The organism is Mitsuokella jalaludinii (assembly GCF_928722185.1).
Taxonomy (GTDB): Bacteria; Bacillota; Negativicutes; order Selenomonadales; family Selenomonadaceae; genus Mitsuokella; species Mitsuokella jalaludinii.
The window spans coordinates 1,263,279-1,281,127 of the sequence record NZ_CAKMXA010000001.1 but is presented as its reverse complement, the minus strand read 5'-3'; the positions used below and the strand labels follow the sequence as shown (position 1 = coordinate 1,281,127).

The 17,849-nt window shown below is 59.5% G+C and carries 15 protein-coding genes; 13 read left to right on the top strand and 2 right to left on the bottom strand.

Features of this window, described 5'->3' with window-relative positions; translation table 11 throughout:
• Nucleotides 1-84: 84 nt before the first annotated feature.
• From metG to QDI87_RS06065, 3 genes are all read left to right on the top strand, one after another.
• On the top strand, nucleotides 85-2,037 hold the full coding sequence (gene metG, locus QDI87_RS06075) for a methionine--tRNA ligase (RefSeq protein ID WP_270527748.1): 1,953 nt from the start codon (nucleotides 85-87) through the stop codon (nucleotides 2,035-2,037).
• A complete protein-coding gene (locus QDI87_RS06070; protein WP_278742523.1) occupies nucleotides 2,037-2,813 on the top strand; it encodes a TatD family hydrolase in 777 nt (258 codons plus the stop codon). Before metG ends, QDI87_RS06070 begins: the two co-directional genes overlap by 1 nt.
• 198 nt (nucleotides 2,814-3,011) lie before the next feature.
• Nucleotides 3,012-3,824, top strand: a complete 813-nt coding sequence (locus tag QDI87_RS06065; RefSeq protein ID WP_036374180.1) for a G5 and 3D domain-containing protein — start codon at nucleotides 3,012-3,014, stop codon at nucleotides 3,822-3,824.
• A gap of 105 nt (nucleotides 3,825-3,929) precedes the next feature.
• On the opposite strand, the gene QDI87_RS06060 is transcribed toward QDI87_RS06065, so the two are convergent.
• Nucleotides 3,930-4,370 (bottom strand): hypothetical protein, encoded by a 441-nt coding sequence (locus tag QDI87_RS06060; RefSeq protein WP_278742521.1) that lies wholly within the window; start codon nucleotides 4,368-4,370, stop codon nucleotides 3,930-3,932.
• A gap of 179 nt (nucleotides 4,371-4,549) precedes the next feature.
• Between QDI87_RS06060 and brnQ the strand changes: the two genes are divergently transcribed.
• From brnQ to QDI87_RS06040, 4 genes are all read left to right on the top strand, one after another.
• A complete protein-coding gene (gene brnQ, locus QDI87_RS06055) occupies nucleotides 4,550-5,875 on the top strand; it encodes a branched-chain amino acid transport system II carrier protein (RefSeq protein ID WP_226867819.1) in 1,326 nt (441 codons plus the stop codon).
• A gap of 236 nt (nucleotides 5,876-6,111) precedes the next feature.
• Nucleotides 6,112-6,489, top strand: coding sequence for a nitrous oxide-stimulated promoter family protein (locus QDI87_RS06050; protein ID WP_278743375.1), 378 nt, complete (start codon nucleotides 6,112-6,114; stop codon nucleotides 6,487-6,489).
• A gap of 73 nt (nucleotides 6,490-6,562) precedes the next feature.
• Nucleotides 6,563-7,405, top strand: coding sequence for an HAD hydrolase family protein (locus QDI87_RS06045; protein WP_278742519.1), 843 nt, complete (start codon nucleotides 6,563-6,565; stop codon nucleotides 7,403-7,405).
• A 114-nt stretch (nucleotides 7,406-7,519) separates the two neighbouring features.
• Nucleotides 7,520-9,760: an alpha-galactosidase gene (locus QDI87_RS06040; RefSeq protein WP_278742517.1), complete on the top strand. Its 2,241-nt coding sequence runs from the start codon at nucleotides 7,520-7,522 to the stop codon at nucleotides 9,758-9,760.
• Between the two features lie 69 nt (nucleotides 9,761-9,829).
• Here QDI87_RS06040 and QDI87_RS06035 read toward each other — a convergent pair whose 3' ends face one another.
• Complete coding sequence (locus tag QDI87_RS06035; RefSeq protein WP_036374170.1) at nucleotides 9,830-10,672, bottom strand: AraC family transcriptional regulator; 843 nt, start codon at nucleotides 10,670-10,672, stop codon at nucleotides 9,830-9,832.
• Nucleotides 10,673-10,872: 200 nt separating this feature from the next.
• Between QDI87_RS06035 and QDI87_RS06030 the strand changes: the two genes are divergently transcribed.
• From QDI87_RS06030 to QDI87_RS06005, 6 genes are all read left to right on the top strand, one after another.
• Nucleotides 10,873-11,832, top strand: a complete 960-nt coding sequence (locus tag QDI87_RS06030) for a bile acid:sodium symporter family protein (protein ID WP_278742515.1) — start codon at nucleotides 10,873-10,875, stop codon at nucleotides 11,830-11,832.
• A gap of 160 nt (nucleotides 11,833-11,992) precedes the next feature.
• Nucleotides 11,993-12,985: an asparaginase gene (locus QDI87_RS06025; protein ID WP_303696184.1), complete on the top strand. Its 993-nt coding sequence runs from the start codon at nucleotides 11,993-11,995 to the stop codon at nucleotides 12,983-12,985.
• Between the two features lie 31 nt (nucleotides 12,986-13,016).
• Nucleotides 13,017-13,925: a LysR family transcriptional regulator gene (locus tag QDI87_RS06020; RefSeq protein WP_036374165.1), complete on the top strand. Its 909-nt coding sequence runs from the start codon at nucleotides 13,017-13,019 to the stop codon at nucleotides 13,923-13,925.
• A gap of 177 nt (nucleotides 13,926-14,102) precedes the next feature.
• Nucleotides 14,103-15,953: an FAD-dependent oxidoreductase gene (locus QDI87_RS06015; protein ID WP_036374163.1), complete on the top strand. Its 1,851-nt coding sequence runs from the start codon at nucleotides 14,103-14,105 to the stop codon at nucleotides 15,951-15,953.
• Between the two features lie 2 nt (nucleotides 15,954-15,955).
• The gene (locus QDI87_RS06010; protein WP_303696180.1) at nucleotides 15,956-16,900 is read left to right on the top strand and encodes a succinate dehydrogenase/fumarate reductase iron-sulfur subunit; all 945 of its coding nucleotides are present in this window, start codon (nucleotides 15,956-15,958) and stop codon (nucleotides 16,898-16,900) included.
• A 3-nt stretch (nucleotides 16,901-16,903) separates the two neighbouring features.
• On the top strand, nucleotides 16,904-17,770 hold the full coding sequence (locus QDI87_RS06005; RefSeq protein ID WP_036374160.1) for a CoB--CoM heterodisulfide reductase iron-sulfur subunit B family protein: 867 nt from the start codon (nucleotides 16,904-16,906) through the stop codon (nucleotides 17,768-17,770).
• Nucleotides 17,771-17,849: the final 79 nt, after the last annotated feature.

Below are 17,849 nucleotides of genomic sequence, written 5' to 3'. Positions count from 1 at the left end.
TGTTCTATAATAGACACAACAGATTCGCAAGGATACTGAATTTTACGCAGGCGTTCCATTAGCGCCTGACGGGGAGGAAATCTCATGACGGAAAAGAAACCATTCTACATCACGACACCAATCTACTATCCGAGTGCCAAGCTCCACATCGGTCATGCATACTGCACGACGATCGCGGACTCGATCGCTCGTTTCCATCGCCTCATCGGCGAGGATGTCTTCTTCCTGACGGGCTCCGACGAGCACGGCCAGAAGATCCAGCAGAAGGCAGAAGAGGCAGGCGTCACGCCAATCGAGTACGTCGACAAGATCGTCGCAGGCTTCCAGAATCTCTGGAAACGCCTCAATATCAGCAACGATGACTTCATCCGCACGACACAGAAGCGCCACGAACGCGTCGTGCAGGAGATCTTCAACCGCATCTACGCGAAGGGTGATATCTACAAGGGCTCCTACAAGGGACTCTACTGCACGCCGTGCGAGAGTTACTGGACGGAGCATCAGCTCGATGAGAACGGCTGCTGCCCGGACTGCCACCGTCCGGTACAGGAAGTATCCGAAGAGGCGTACTTCTTCAAGATGAGCAAGTACGCTGACCGCGTGCTGCAGTACATCGAGGATCATCCCGACTTCATCCAGCCAGTCTCGCGCCGCAACGAGATGATCAACTTCATCAAGCAGGGTCTCGATGACCTCTGCATCTCGCGCACGTCGTTCGACTGGGGCATCCCGGTCCCCATCGACCCGAAGCACGTCATCTACGTCTGGTTTGATGCGCTGACGAACTACCTGACGCCGATCGGCTTCCTCGACGATCCGGAGAAGTTCCAGAAGTACTGGCCGGCTGACCTGCATCTCGTCGGCAAGGAGATCGTGCGCTTCCATACGATCATCTGGCCGTGCATCCTCATGGCGCTCGACCTGCCGCTGCCGAAGAAGGTCTACGGCCACGGCTGGCTCATCGTCGACGGCGACAAGATGTCGAAGTCCAAGGGCAATGTCGTCGATCCGAACGGCCTGATCGACGAGTTCGGCGCCGATGCCATCCGCTACTTCTTGCTGCGCGAGATCAACCTCGGCCAGGACGGCAACTTCTCGCGCGATGCCCTGATCCAGCGCATCAACAGCGACCTCGCGAACGACCTCGGCAACCTGCTGCACCGCACGCTCAACATGACGATCAAGTTCCAGGACGGCGTCCTGCTCGCACCGGAAGGCGAGAGTGAAGTCGACAAGTCGCTCAAGGCTGACGCCAAGGAGACGGTGGATTTCTTCAAGAAGAACATGCAGGATATGCAGCTCTCGGCCACCATCAAGAAGGTCTGGGCCTTCATCAGCCGCGCCAACAAGTACATCGACGAGACGACGCCGTGGGCGCTGGCCAAAGATCCGGAGAAGAAGCAGGAACTTGCCAATGTCATGTACAACCTGGCAGAATCCCTGCGCGTCATCAGCGTGCTGATTTCCCCGTTCATGCCAGTCACGGCGGAGCGAATCTGGAAGCAGCTCAACCTGCCGCAGGCCTTCAAGGACGTCCAGATCGAGGATATCGAGTCGTGGGGCGGCGTGCCGGCCGGCCTCAAGGTCGGTGAGCCGGAGCAGCTCTTCCCGCGCATCGAGGTAGAGAAGGAAGAGGCGGAGAAGCCTGCCAAGAAGGCAAAGCAGGAGAAAGCTGCCAAGCAGAAGAAAACAGAGAAGAAAGAAGAAGTGCCGGGCGTGATCGGTATCGAGGACTTCGGCAAGGTCGCACTGCGCGTAGCAGAAGTCGTGGCGGCAGAGCCGGTGCCGAAGGCCGACAAGCTCCTGAAGCTCCAGCTGAGCCTCGGCGAAGGCCAGCCGCAGCGCCAGGTCGTCTCGGGCATCGCTAAGTTCTACCAGCCGGATGAGCTCGTCGGCAAGCACGTCGTGCTCGTTGCCAACCTCAAGCCGGCCAAACTCCGCGGTGTCGTCTCCGAGGGAATGATCCTCGCCGCCAGCGACGGCAAGGGCCTCAAGGTGCTCGAGGTCAACATGCCAGCCGGCACCGAGGTGCGCTGATGAGCATCGAACTCGTCGACACGCACACGCATCTCAATGATGCGAAGTTCCAGGCGGATGTCAAGGAGACGGTGCAGAGAGCCAGATCCGTTGGCGTCACGCGCATGATCAACATGGGCGACACGCTCGAGTCCTCGGAGCGGGCTGTCAACCTGGCCGAGTCCTATGAGGGCCTCTACGCCGGTGTCGGCATCCATCCGGAGGAGGCCTTTGAGATGACCTCGCGCGAGGACGACATCCTTGCGGGCTGGACGGACATGCCGAAGGTCGTTGCCATCGGCGAGATCGGCCTCGACTATTACTGGGAGAAGGATGAGGATCGTCGCGCCTTGCAGCGCCGCATCTTCATCCGGCAGCTCGACCTCGCGCGCGAGCTGCACATGCCTGTCTGCATCCACGACCGCGATGCCCACGGCGATACGCTCGCCATCCTCAAGAAAGAGGGCAAGGGCATCCGTGGGGTCCTGCACTGCTACTCGGGCAGCTATGAGATGGCCAGAGAGCTCATCAAGATGGGGTGGTACATCGGTGTCGACGGCCCGCTGACGTTCAAGAACGCAGCCAAGCTGCCGGAGATCGTCAAGGCCATGCCGATGGAACGCCTGCTCGTTGAGACAGACGCCCCCTACATGGCCCCCGTACCGATGCGAGGCAAGCGGAACGAACCTGCGTATGTGCGGTTCGTCGCCGAGAAGGTCGCAGAGCTCCGCGGCATGACGCTTGACGAAGTGGCAGAGAAGACGACCGAGAATGCGGTCCAGTTATACGGCCTATAAGCGTGAAACATACATGAAACAGAAAAGTGGTGAGTAGCTCGATGAAAGAGCCGCTCACCACTTTTTCGTTCCCATTTTTCAGGTTGATTTCAGCTTTAAGTGGGACAATAAAACCATGCAGTTTGACACTGCTCTTTTTGCTATGCTATACTGAACTTGTTCTCAAAGGGTTCCCATCAAAGAAAAAGGGGGGATTGAATGAGTATAAGACGACTCATTTCCTTACACAACAAAGCAGAAAAGAAGGTCCTGGTATGCATGACGCTGGTCATCATGCTCATGATGACTTCGGGCTTCACGCGCGCAGGCGCACCCGACAATGCGCATCAGGTACAGATCCACGTCGATGGACACACGATTGAACTCAGCACGATACACAGAAATCCAGAAGCAATACTCGAACGAGCTGGCGTGAAACTCAGCGCCAAAGATTCCTACCAGTTACAGAAATTAGACGACAGAAGCACAGACATCACGATTTATCGAGCGGTTCCTGTCACGATTGACTATCAGGGACAGAAAAAAGAGGTCCTGACCAGCACTCAGACCGTAAAAGACGCCCTCGTTGAGCAGGGCTACAATCCGGACGATGTGACAGCATCGCCGGGCATGGACACGAAAATTCACAGCAATATGGACATATCGGTGGTGGACAACGCAGCAGCGCTGGAGATTGCCGAACCGGAACCAGCAAGAGAACAAGTTGAGACTTCATATGGCATGGCACCTTACAGCGCAGTCTACACGATGGAAGCGACAGCTTACCTGCCGTGGGACGGCGGTGGAGAGGGCATCACGGCCTCGGGCCTCCCGGCCCAGTACGGCATCGCAGCCGTCGATACGGATGTGATCCCGCTCGGGACGCGTCTCTACATCCCGGGCTACGGTGAGGCCATCGCCGCGGACACGGGCGGCGCCATCGTCGGCGACCGCATCGACCTCTGCATGGAGGACTACGGCCAGGCCATGGACTTCGGCCGCCGTTATGTGACGGTCTACGTCCTCGACTGAAAGCGCATACAGCACATCGATACATCGCGCATCTCGTAGATAAAGAGGAGACGACGCATGAGAATTCCTCATGAGCCGTCTCCTCTTTATTTCTGCTGCACGGGGTCAGTCTTTTTTGATGACCATCTTCGTGTGGTCGGCCTTGGCCTGCTTGATGAGGACCTTGAGGCGCTCGATGTTCTCCTTGTGGTGCTGGATCGCGAAGCCGATGCGGATGCGCTCTTCCTCGGTGAACTCAGGCTTCTCGTAGGCGTCTTCGATGCGCTTGAGGCGCGCCTCGACCTCATCTAGCTCGTCCTGCATGGGCTTGACATGCTGCAGGGCCAGGCCGTAGACTGCGCGGATCTGGTCTTCTACGTACTTGGCGTAGCTTGGCTCGCCGGAGAACTCGCCGAGCCATTTGACGAGGTGGTAGATGATGGCAAAGGGGTCCTCCGCGCGGTTGACCATGTTGAGGACATCCATCTTGATCTGCTGTTCCTGGCCGTGGGCTCTCTTGATGCTCACGGGGGCATTCTTGTCGTTGTTCTCTGCTTCTTCTGCCATGGGAGACACTTCCTTTTCTCTGTATTTCCTCTATTATACCATATGAACAGGGTGGAAGTTCTTGTCTTTATCCTTTACAAAGAGACACGTGGTCTTGCACTGATGTACATCCTGTGATAAAATAAGTATCGCTGGCTAGAAGCTAAGCGAAATCAAGAAAAAGGAAAAGGAATCAATCCATGAATTCATTCAAGAAGAGCGAACTGCTCACCATCGGCTTCATGATGTTCTCCATCTTCTTCGGTGCAGGCAACCTGATCTTCCCGCCTGCACTCGGGCAGGCGGCAGGCACGAGCACGCCACTGGCGATGCTGGGCTTCCTGACGACGGGCGTCGGCCTGCCGCTTCTGGGCATCACCGCCATCGCGCTGCAGGGCGGCCGCTACCTCGAACTCATCAACAGCAGGATGTACCCGTGGTTCGCGACGGCGCTGCTCGTTGTGCTCTATCTCTGCATCGGCCCGGTCTTCGCCGTGCCGCGCACGGGTGCCGTCTCTTTTGAGATTGGCATTCGCCCATTCCTGCAGGAAGATTCGCTGAAGATTGGGCAGGCTGTCTACACGGCTCTGTTCTTCGGCGCTTCGTACTACCTCTCGCTGAATCCCAACAAGCTCATCGACCGCGTCGGCAAGATGCTGACGCCTGTCCTGCTCGTCGTGCTGGCCGTGCTGTTTGCAAAGGCGTTCCTCTCGCCGCTGGGCACGATCCTGCCGCCCACGGGCAATTACATCGACGCGCCGTTCACGCAGGGCTTCCAGGACGGCTACCAGACGATGGACCTCTTGGCCTCAGTGGCCATCGGCACGCTCGTCGTCAATGCCGTGCGCATGCGCGGCGTGACGGATAACCGGGCCATCGGCCGCATCTGCCTGATTGCGGGCCTCATCACGGTTTCGCTGATGGCCTGCGTCTACGGCTCGCTCGCGTATCTCGGCGCGACGAGCACGATGGTGCTCGGCCACTCGCCAAACGGCGGCCAACTGCTGGCGAGCGCCGTCAGCATCTTCTTCAGCACGGCGGGCAACGGCCTCTTGGCGGCCATCATCATCCTGGCCTGCCTGACGACGAGCTGCGGCATGCTCTCAGGCGGCGCCTGGTTCTTCAACCAGCTCTTCAAGAAGCGCATCTCGTACGAGCGCCTGCTGCTCTTCTTCACGTTCTTCAGCTTCGCCGTCTCGAACGTCGGCCTGACGCAGATCATCGCGCTGGCTGTGCCGTTCCTCGTGACGATCTACCCGCTCGTCATCGTCTTCGTCATCCTCTCGCTGTTCGACCGCATGATCGGCTGGCGCAAGGGCGTCTACCGCTGGGCGCTGAACCTCACGCTGATCTTCGCCCTGATTGACGGCCTCAACGCCGCGGGCATCCACTTCCATCTGCTCAACCAGCTGTTGACGGCATACCTGCCATTCTACAGCCTGACGATGGGCTGGGTCGTGCCGGCGCTTTGCGGCACGGCCATCGGCCTCGTGCTCTCGTTTTTCCAGAGAAGACCGGCCGAGTGAGGCTTTTCTTGGAAAAGTGGACGGCTGACCTTGACAGGTTCGCAGTTATCCACAAATTCCGTGGATAATTGCTGTGTGAGCTGTGGATAAGTTGTGCGGAAATCGGCGACTTATCCACAGGGAGCTGCGCGTAACAAAAGTCACCGCGTAGCTCCTCTTTTTTTGTTACGATTGCATCAGAATATGATGATAGTACGATAGGCGACGACTGGCAAAGCGGGGGATGGACATTGAAGATGGATGTTGAGAAGAAGCGGCAGCAGGAGCAAGAGACCGTGGCGGAGATCATCGCGATCTACTGCAGGGCTCATCATGGCAGGAGAGAAGGGCTCTGCCCGCAGTGCGAATCCCTGGCCCGCTACGCAGAAGCGCGCATCGCCGCCTGCCCGCGTATGGCGGTCAAGAGCTTCTGCAGCGTCTGTCCCGTGCACTGCTACGCACCGGCGCGGCGCCAGGAGATCCAGGCCGTCATGCGCTACGGCGGCCCGCGCATGCTGCTCCATCACCCGCTGATGACCTTGCGCCACATGATGCTGGGCTGGCAGATGCGCCTGGGGCGCGTGGCTTTTTTTCGCCACTGGCGCCAGTCGAACCGCAGTGTGAAGGCGAAGTGAGTCGTGGAAAGATGTATGGTATAATGGTTTCGTTGCAAGTAATATTATGAACCGGAAAGAGAGAAAAAACTTCATGAAACCATACGAATCCTACATGATCATCAGCGACCTCGACGGCACAATCATCCCGCACGGCGGTGTCGTGTCGGAGGCGAACAAGCGAGCGATTGAATCGTTCCGCGCGGGCGGCGGCCACTTCGGCATCGCGACGGGCCGCACGCCGGAAGCGGCGGCGGGCTATCTCGGCGGCGTGGCCATCACGGCACCGAGTGTCTTCTTCAACGGTTCGATGCTCTACGACTGGCAGCACGAGCGCGTCCTTGTGACGCGGCCGCTCACAGCACAGGGGGCACCTGACCTTTGGCCGCACTTTGCCGCGTTTTGCCTCGAGCGCTTCCCAAAAGCCTGCATCGAGGTCTACACGCAGGATGATTGCCACATCATCAGCAATCCTGCAAACGATGACCCGCGCCTGCCGCACGAGCATTACCGCTACTGCCACAGTGACCTCGCGGATCTGGCCGACGTCAGGAAGATGCCGTGGCTCAAGTTCTTTGTCTGCGCCGACCCTGCAGATCTTCGCGAACTCGAGCGGGAGGCAGAAGTCTTCGGCACGGCCGCCTGCTCGCATCACTTCTACTCAGAGGCCAATTACCACGAGTTCGTTGCCAAGGGCGTCTCGAAGGGCTCGATGCTCGAGGCAATCCGCAAGATGCCCGCATTCTCGCAGACGAAGATCATCGCGCTCGGCGACTACCTCAACGACAGGGAACTATTGGAGGCCGCCGACATCGGCATCGCCTCGGGCAACGCGCACGATGAGCTCAAGGCACTTGCCGACTTCACCGGCTGTCGCGCCGAAGATGATCTGATTGTCTGGCTGCTCGAGCATTTTGACCGTTTGACGGGCAAGTGACAACAAAAATCCGCTAAATCCTAACAGCTGCGGATGGTACAAAACGAACAACCCTCCTATAATTGAAGCGTAACAGATAGAAACGCTAAGAAACAATTATAGGAGGGTTTTTTGATGGGAATCTCTTTTGACGCAACGAATCAGCAATTCCACCTCTATAACGATCGGATCAGCTATATCATGAAGGTCCTGCGCGACGGCCATCTCGGCCAGCTCTACTTCGGCGCGCGCCTGCCGGAAGACCGCGACTACGGGTATTTTGTCCACACGGATTACTACCGCCCGACCAGTGCCTATGTCTTTGACAACGAGTACGGATTCTCGCGCGAGCACCTGCGCCAGGAGTACCCGTCGTACGGCACGACGGATTTCCGCGAGGGCGCGGTGGAGATTGCACAGCCGGACGGCAGCCACATCACGGATTTTTGCTACGTCTCGCACGAGATTGTCGCAGGCAAGCCGAAGCTGCAGGGCCTGCCGGCCACGTATGTGGAGGAAGATGCGGAGGCAGATACGCTGCTGGTGACGCTGCGCGATGAGAAGACGGGCGTCGAGCTCGTGCTCTCGTACACGATCTTCCGCGACTTCGATGCGATTGCCCGCAATGCCCGTTTCGTCAACAGGGGCAATGAGACCGTGGCGCTCACGCGCGCGATGAGCCTTGCCATTGACCTTCCCGATGCGGACTACGACTTCGTCCAGTTCTCCGGCTGGTGGGGCCGCGAGCGCCAGAAGAACACGACGCACCTGCGCCCCGGCATCCAGTCCATCGGCAGCCTGCGCGGCCAGTCGGGCCATGTCCACAACCCGTTCTTCATCCTCAAGCGCCCGCAGGCGGATGAGCAGCAGGGCGAGGCTATCGGCTTCTCGCTCGTCTACAGCGGCAATTTCCTCGCGCAGGCAGAGGTCGATACGTTCGATGTCACGCGCGTGACGATGGGCATCCATCCGCAGGAATTTTGCTGGCAGCTTGCGCCTGAGGATTCGTTCCAGACGCCGGAGGCTGTCATGGTCTGGTCGGATCATGGCCTCAACGGCATGAGCCAGAACTATCATAAGCTCTACCGCACGCGCCTGGCGCGCGGTGTCTGGCGCGACAAGGTGCGCCCCATCCTCATCAACAACTGGGAGGCCACGTACTTCGATTTCGATGAGGAGAAGCTCGTGCGCATCGCCAAGACGGCGCACGATGTCGGCGTGGAACTCTTCGTCCTCGATGACGGCTGGTTCTCCACGCGCTGCGGCGAGACGAGCGGCCTTGGCGACTGGTGGCCGAACACAGATCGCCTGCCGAACGGCATCACGGGCCTCGCGGAGCGCATCAATGGCCTTGGCATGAAGTTCGGCCTCTGGGTCGAGCTCGAAATGGTCAACAAGGACAGCGAGCTCTACCGCGCGCATCCCGACTGGATCCTGCACACGGAAGGCCGCCACGCTTCGCATGGCCGCAAGCAGTACGTGCTCGACTTCTCGCGTCCGGAAGTCGTCGACTACATTCACGACTCCATCTACAAGGTCCTGAGCACGGCTAAGGTCGACTACATCAAGTGGGACATGAACCGCAGTATCACGGAGTGCGGCTCTTCGGGCTGGGGTCCTGAGCATCAGGGCGAGATTTTCCACCGTTACATCCTCGGCGTCTACAGCCTCTACGAGCGGCTGACGAGCGAATTCCCGAACATCCTGTTCGAGTCCTGCGCCTCGGGCGGCGGCCGCTTTGACCCGGGCATGTTCTACTACGCGCCGCAGTGCTGGACGAGCGATGATTCCGACGGCGGCGAGCGCCTGCGCATCCAGTACGGCACGAGCTACGCGTATCCGGTGTCGTTCATGGGCTCGCACGTCTCGATTGCGCCGAACCACCAGATCTTCCGCAATACGAGCCTCAAACTGCGCGGCGACGTGGCCTACTTCGGCACGTTCGGCTATGAGCTCGACCTCGGCAAGCTCTCAGCAAAGGAGCTCGATGAGGTCCGCGAGCAGATCCGCTTCATGAAGAAGTACCGCAAGCTCATCCAGCAGGGCACGTTCTACCGTCTCAAAGACCCGTTCACGGGCAATGCCGCAGCCTGGATGGTTGTCTCGGATGACCGCCGTCAGGCAATTGTCGGCTACTACAAGATGCTCGCACACCCGTGCACGCCGTACACTTGGATGAAGCTTGCCGGCCTCGATGAAGCGACTGACTACACGGTCCGCATTGACGACCGCGAGGAGATGGGACAGTTTACGGGTGCCGAGCTCATGCGCGCCGGACTCGATACGACGGACTTTTCTGCTGGCGAGCAGAGCCGTGAGGAGGGCAGGCACTGCACGGACTTCTGGTCGCGCTTGTTTGTCGTCGAGGCGAAGTGATTCCTTCATTGATAAAAGAGAGAGAATGAACAGAGAAAAGATTCCCCGACAATCCTGTCGGGGAATCTTTTACGTTTTGGGAAGATAGCGGCGCTGGCGCTGCCGGTATTCCTTTGGCCTCATGCCGACCCTGCGCAAGAAGGCGCGCGTGAAGGAGTCGCTTTTGGCATAGCCGCACGAGCAGGCGATGGATTCGATGGAAAACGTGGTGGTCTCGAGCAGATGCTTTGCCTTGGTGATGCGGCAGTTCTCGATGTAGACGTGCGGGGAGATCCCGAGATGTTTCTTGAAGAGTGTCGTCATGTAACTGCGGTTAAGGTTCATGTAATCGGCGAGGTCCTGGATGGTGAAGGGCTCTTCGATGTGCAGGCGGATGAATTTCGTCATGTGTGCAATGTAGGCATTGCCGTCTGTCTGCGGGAGCAGCTCGCGCTGCGCCTCTGAGAGGATGGACAGGAACTGCAGCAGCAGACCCAGGCGGTAGTAGCGGCCGGATTGCGTAAAGCTGTTGTGCTGCAGCATATCCTGGACATAGGCGGCGAGCTTCCATCCCTGCTCTTTGGTGCAGGAGAAGATGGGCTCATCCTGGCTCAGGCCGAGTGATGCGACCATCTCTGCAGCGCGCCTGCCGCTGAACGCGACCCAGCTGTACGTCCACGGCTCCGTTTGGTCGCTCTTGTAGATGGTCTGATAATCCGGCTCAATGAGGAAGCCCTGTCCGGCACACAGGTGATACGTGTGTTGGTTGACATAGAACGTCCCCTTCCCCGCAAGGATGAAGTGGATCAGGTAATAGGAACGCACGGCCGGGCCGTACGTATGGCCGGGATGTGTCACAGAATGGCCGAATGTCGTCAGGCAGAGGTCGCCTGTCTCATCGAAGGGTGTATTGCAGGTCTGTATATCTTCCATGATTCCTTCCTCCCGATTAATCTGCTTCTATTATACGTCATCCCTCAAAAGATAACAAACGATAGGAATCCATTTGCAAAGGACAAACGACTGATATTTTTTATAAAAACCATTGACAATGGACAGTGATGGTTGTATGATTGTAAACAATCTACCAAGGAATCATACGGTATACAAAATACTCAAAGGAGGACGAACTTATGAAGTTCTTAGGTAAACTCAGTGATTTCATATCGAAGTACATGGCGGTCTTTGTCATTCTCGTCGCCGTCATCGCGCTGTTCCAGCCGTGGACGTTCAAGTGGGCGGCACCGAATATCGCTGTGCTCTTGGGCATCGTCATGTTCGGCATGGGCACGACGCTGCGCCTGCGCGACTTCCGCCTGGTATTCCAGCGCCCGCGCGACGTATTCGTCGGTGCGCTGGCACAGTTTACGATCATGCCGGGCCTTGCATGGCTGCTCGCCAAGGGCTTTAACCTTCCGCCGGAGCTCGCCGCTGGCGTCATCCTCGTCGGTACCTGCCCAGGCGGCACGTCTTCGAATGTCATGACGTATCTGGCACGCGGCGACGTCGCGCTGTCCGTCTCGATGACGATGACGACGACAATCCTCGCTCCTGTCGTCACGCCGCTTTTAACCTGGTGGCTCGCCGGTGCCTGGGTTGAGATTTCCCTCTCGGCCATGATGATGTCGATCGTCAAGGTCGTCATCGTACCGATTGTCGGCGGCATCATCGTCAACTCGCTGTTCGGCAACTTCATCCAGAAGTACGTCAAGCTCCTGCCGCTGATCTCCGTTGTCGCTATTGTCCTGATCGTCGGCGGCGTCGTCGCGGTCAGCTCGCAGCGCATCATGGAGACGGGCGCTCTCATCATGCTCGTCGTCATGCTCCACAACCTGCTCGGCTATGCACTCGGCTTCGGCATCGCTAAGGCCCTGCACATGAACATGGCCAAGGCCAAGGCCATCTCCATCGAAGTCGGCATGCAGAACTCCGGCCTCGCTACTTCCCTCGCCATGATGCACTTCGGCGCAGCAGCAGCAATCCCGGGTGCAATCTTCAGTGTCTGGCACAACATCTCTGGTTCGCTTGCCGCGAACTACCTCGCCAGCCGCATGACGAAAGAGCAAGAGAAAGAGCCGGCAACGCAGGAATGACCTGCTGTTCCCCACAGTCAACGTAAATAATCCCATAAATTCACCGAAGTCAGGAAAAGCTCCCATGGTGCTGCGCGCACGTGGGAGCTTTTCTTTTGTAACAGGTACGCTATAATTAAGACAGAATAAAGAAAGCGTCAGAGAGAAAGGACAGGAGACCATGATCAAGAAACACATCTACATCCTCGCGACGGGCGGGACGATTGCCGGCAGAGCAGCGTCAGAAGAGGCGACGACAGGGTATGAGGCCGGTGCCATCGGCGTTGCAGATCTCTTGGCGGCTGTGCCGGAGATCCGCCGCTATGCAGAGGTGGAAGGCGAGCAGATTGCCGCCATTGACAGCAAGGACATGCGGGAAGTGATCTGGCTGCGCCTCGCCGCGCGTTGCAATGCGCTGCTCTCGCGTGAGGATGTCGATGGCATCGTCATCACGCACGGCACAGACACGATGGAGGAGACAGCATATTTCTTGCACCTGACGGTCCACAGCGAGAAGCCAATCGTGCTGACGGGGGCCATGCGCCCCGCGACGGCCATGAGTGCCGATGGCCCGATGAACCTCTTGCAGGCCGTGCGCGTCGCCGCCGACGATGAAGCGGCGGGCAAGGGCGTCCTGATCGTGCTTAATGGCACCATTGAGAGTGCTCGCGATGCCGTCAAGACGCATACGACGTCACTGGATACATTCCGCTCGCCGGAGATGGGAGCGCTTGGCAGCGTGCAGGACGGCGAGCCTGTCTTTTACCGGAGTCCGCTGCGCCGCCATACGGTCCATAGCGCGTTTTCCGTCAAAGGCGTCACCGCTCTGCCGCGCGTGGCCATACTCTACGCGCATGCCGACGACGACGGCTTCCTCGTTGCGGCGGCCCAAAAGGCAGGCTGTCAGGGCATCGTCTACGCGGGCATGGGCAACGGCAGCATCCCCGAGCGCGTGGAGACGGCACTTGCCGAGGCCGCCGCAGAGGGCATCGCCGTCGTGCGCAGCACGCGCAGCGCGGCCGGCCGCGTGACGAGGGCCGAGGCATCGTACGAGGCAAATGGCTTCATCGCGAGCGACACGCTGAATCCCGCGAAGGCGCGCGTCCTGCTGCAGCTCGCTCTGCTGAAGACGAGTGACACGGCCTCCATCCGCACGATGTTCTCTATTTATTGAATTGATTGGGTCGATAGGGAAGGATGATATCATGATTGATGAACACGAATGGCGCAGCGTCCTGCAGGTCGCCAAAGACGGGACTTTCTCGGCTGCTGCTAAGCATCTCTACATCTCGCAGCCATCGCTCTCGCAGTGCATCAAGAAAGTCGAGACGGAGCTCGGCGTGCGTCTCTTTGACCGCAGCCAGACACCGCTTGCGCTGACGCCGGCCGGCACCATCTACGTGCGCCAGGCGAAGGAGATCCTGCGCATCCAGCAGTCGCTCGTGCAGGAAGTCGCAGACCTCTCGGAGCTGCGCACGGGCAGCTTGACGATCGGCAGCTCGCGCACGCGGACAGCCTGCTTCCTCATCGATCCGCTCGTCGCCTTTCACCGCCAGTACCCGGGCATCCAGCTGGCCATCAAGGAAGCGCCCGTGCGTACGCTCGAGGACTACGTCGCCTCGGGTACCGTCGACTTCGCTCTGCTCTACGGCAGCTCCCTTCGTCCGGACTTTACGTCTGTCGCGCTCTGCCGCGAGCATACGATGCTGGCCGTGCCGAAGGCGCATCCGCTCGCGAGAGCTCATGCGGAGGACAAGGCTCCGGGCTTCCCGCGCATCTCGTTTGCCGCCATGTCGGGCGAGCCCTTCATCCGCCTGCAGCCGACGCGTCAGATGGCGGAGGTCTACGAGAAGCTCTGCGAGTCTTCGGGCGCAAAGCCGCAGGTGATCTTTGAGGCGAACAGCATCATCGAGGCGTCAGAGCTCTGCGCGGCGGGGCTCGGCGCGACACTCGTGACCGACATGCTCGTGCAGAGCTGGCGTTGGAAGGAGCAGGCCTTCTTCTTTGAGCTCGAGGAAGAGGTGGAGGACCGCCAGCTGCTCGCCGTCTGCAGCAAGCAGCGCCAGCTCTCCCTTGCCGCACAGCGCTTTATCGACTTCCTGCGCGCCGACTGACAGCAGCCTATAGGTTTCTCGAATAGACACTATAAGCAGAATGTATTTTCTTGATAGCTGTATTTAATGGTAGAATAGGAACATCCAATACATACATGGAATCATCTATCGGGAACTGGAGCAAACAGGAATCCTGCTTCCTATTCACTACTCGTCAACAATCGGGAGGGGACAGCAATGTCAAGGGAAATTTCGCGCCGCACCTTCATCAAGGGCGCAGCGGCAGCCGGTGTCGTCCTGGCAGCGGGATCGTACTTCACCTGGAATGGCCGGAACATACCGGAAAAAGTCCAGAAGGGTGATGTCACATACGATGTTCTGATCATCGGCAGCGGTGGTGCCGGCATGCGCGCCGCGCTCGCTGCAGCGGAGAACAAGGACCTCAAGGTTGCCGTGCTGACGAAGCTCGTGCCGACGCGTTCGGCCTCGACGATGGCACAGGGTGGCATGAACGGCGTCACGGGCGTCACGGACCCGAACGACAGCTTCGAGTCGCATGCCTTCGATACCATAAAGGGCGGCGACTACCTCTGCGACCAGGATGCCGTCGAGTACTTCGTCGAGCGCGCCGGCAAGAACATCTATGAGATGGACTACATGGGCTATCCCTACAACCGCCAGGATGACGGCCATTTCCATCAGCGCAAGATGGGCGGCCACGCCCATGCACGCGCCGCTTACTTCGAGGACCGCGCCGGCCACGCGATGGTCCACACGCTCTTTGAGCAGTGCCTTGCGCACGACATCGACTTCATCTCCGAGTGCCAGATGCTCGAGATCTCGATGGCGGGCGAGAAGAAGGACAAGCTCGCTGGCGTCGTCGCCATGGACATGCGCAGCGGCAACATCATCGGCATCCCCGCCAAGACCATCGTCATCGCGACGGGCGGCTACGGCCGCGCCTACTGGGTCCGCACGTCGAACCCGTACAGCTCGACGGGCGACGGCATCGTCGCCGGCATGAACGTCGGCATCCCGTTCAAGGACCCTGAGATGGTGCAGTTCCACCCGACGGGCCTTTCTGTCAACGGCGTCCTGCTCTCTGAGTCGAGCCGTGCTGAGGGCGCGCTGCTCGTCAACAAGGACGGCGAGCGCTTCATGAAGAAGTATGCGCCAGAGAAGATGGAACTTGCGACGCGCGACATCGTCGCCCGCGGCATCGCGACGGAGATCGAGCAGGGCCGCGGCATCGGCGAGGGTATCACGGCCGGCGTTTATCTCGACTTCACGAAGATCCCACCCGAGCGCATCCACCAGCGCCTCGGCCAGGTCGCAGACCTCGCGAAGCGCTTTGCCGGCGTTGACATCACGAAGGAGCCGGTCCTCATCAGCCCGACCTGCCACTACTCGATGGGTGGCCTCGAGATGGCCGACTTCCACACGGGCGAGACGCGCGTGCCGGGCATCTACACGGCCGGCGAGTGCAGCTGTGTCTCGGTCCACGGTGCCAACCGCCTCGGCGCCAACTCCCTCTCGGAGGTCCTCGTTTTCGGCCACACGGCCGGCGACGGCGCCGCAGCCTACGCCAAGGAGCACAAGTACGAGGGCAGCCAGGACCAGCTGACGAAGGACAGCAAGAAGTGGCTCGACTCCTTCGAAGAGGTCACCTCGCGCCCGCATGACGGCAATCGCACGGTGCCGGAAATCCGCGACGACATGGTCAAGACGATGTGGTTCAAGGCCGGCGTTTTCCGCAACGGCCCGGACCTCGAGGCAGCCGCCAAAGAGCTCTCCGTCCTCGAAGACCAGTACAAGAACTGCTACGTCGGCGACCAGTCGCACATCTACAATACGGCCTATGAGCAGTACATCGAGCTCGGCAACCTCCTGCAGATCTCGCAGGCCATCGTCCAGGGCGCCATTGCCCGCAAGGAGAGCCGCGGAGCGCACACGCGCCGCGACTTCCCGAAGCGCGACGACAAGAACTTCCTCAAGCACACGCTCGTATTCAAGGAGGACGGCAAGTACCGCTTTGAATACAAGGATGTCGTCGTCACGAAATATGAGCCGAAGGAAAGGAAGTATTGATCATGGCTACACTGAGAATCCATCGCTTCGTAGAAGGGCGCAAGTGGGTGCAGGACTACACGGTCGAGGTCACGAAGGGCATGACGGTCCTCGAGGCCTTGATCAGCATCAAGGAGCATCAGGATCCGACCCTTTCCTTCACATGCTCCTGCCGCTCGAGCATCTGCGGCGCTTGCGCCGTGCGCGTCAACGGCAATGCCGAGCTCTCTTGCGAGAAGCTCGTCGCTGACCTCATCGCGCGCTACCAGACCGAGACGCTGACAGTAGAGCCGCTCGGCAACTTCCGCGTCATCCGCGACCTCATCGTCGACTGGGATCCGAAGTACGCGCGCATTAAGAAAGTCAAGCCCGTCGTCCATCCGAAGGACGAGTTCAGCGCCGAAGATGGCTGCCGCCAGTCGCCGGCCGACTTCGACAAATACAAGAAGTACGCCGGCTGCATCCTCTGCGGCTCGTGCGTCTCGGAGTGCAACAAGAACACGCTGAACCAGAAGGACTTCCTCGATCCGTTTGCCTTCGTCAAGGCAGAGCGCATCACGGCTGACTCGCGCGACAAGGACCCGAAGGAACACCTCAAGGCTGTCCTCGACGCCGGCCTCTGGCGCTGCTTCAACTGCCAGGAATGCACGGCGAAGTGCCCGAAGCATCTCGACCCGGCCGGTGCCATCGAGAAGCTCAAGGCCGCGACGTTCAAGTACCACCTCGACGACAATGTCGGCGCGCGCCACGCCAAGGCAATCTACGACGACATCCAGGAGTCGGGCACGCTCGACGAGTCGAAGCTCAACATCAAGTCGGAGGGCTTCTTCATGGCTGGCCTGCGTGCTCCGATGGCTCTGCGCCTCATGCATGTCGGCAAGATGAACCCGCTGGAGTCGCATCCGGTCAATCCGGAGGTCAAGACCATCGCAGCCATCGTCAAGGCGGCAGAGAAAGAGGAGGAGTAAGCGATGAAATTTGCATTTTTCCCGGGCTGTGTCCTCAAGGGGGCTGCAGCCGAAGCCTATACCTCCATGCAGAAGGTATGCGAAGCGCTCGGCATCGAGCTGGAGGAGATCCCGAACTGGACGTGCTGCGGCGCCTCGCACGCGCAGGGCGTCAATGACCTCGCGGCGCTCGCTGTCAATGCGCGCAATATCTCGATTGCCGAGAACATGGGCCTGCCCATCCTGACGGTCTGCAACACTTGCACGCTGCAGCTGCGCACGGCCAAGTACCGCCTCGACCACGATGCGGCGCTCAAGGACAAGGTCAATGCCATCCTCAAGGAGGCCGGCCATCCGTACGAGTACAAGGGCACGAGCGAAATCACGCACTTCCTCTGGGTACTCGATGACCATCCGGAGCTCTTCGAGGGCAAGGTCACGGACGCCCTGCAGGGCACGAAGATCGCCGCCTACTACGGCTGCCACATCCTGCGCCCGCAGGACATCATGAGCCATGAGGACGGCAAGTACCCAGAGTCGCTGGAGCGCCTTGTCCGCCGTCTCGGCGGCACGCCGGTCTGGTTCGACGCGCACCGCAAGTGCTGCGGTTTCCACGCCCAGCTCGCTGCCGAGCACGATGTGCTGACGGTCACGGGCCAGATCGTCGATAGCGCCGGCCGCGCCCATGCCGACCTCATCGTCACACCGTGCCCGCTCTGCCAGATGCAGCTCGACATGTACGAGCCGGAAGGCCGCCAGGCTGTCCAGTCGTCCGTCGAGATCCCAATCCTTCACCTGCAGCAGCTCATCGGCCTGGCGCTCGGCATGAGTAAGAAAGACATCGGCTTCGACCGCCATGTCTCGGCGCAGGAGAAACTCAAGATCGGCTGATCCCGCACCTATACTCACACCTATAAAACAACATCACACACAAAAAGGCATGCCCCGGATTCCGGGGCATGCCTTTTTG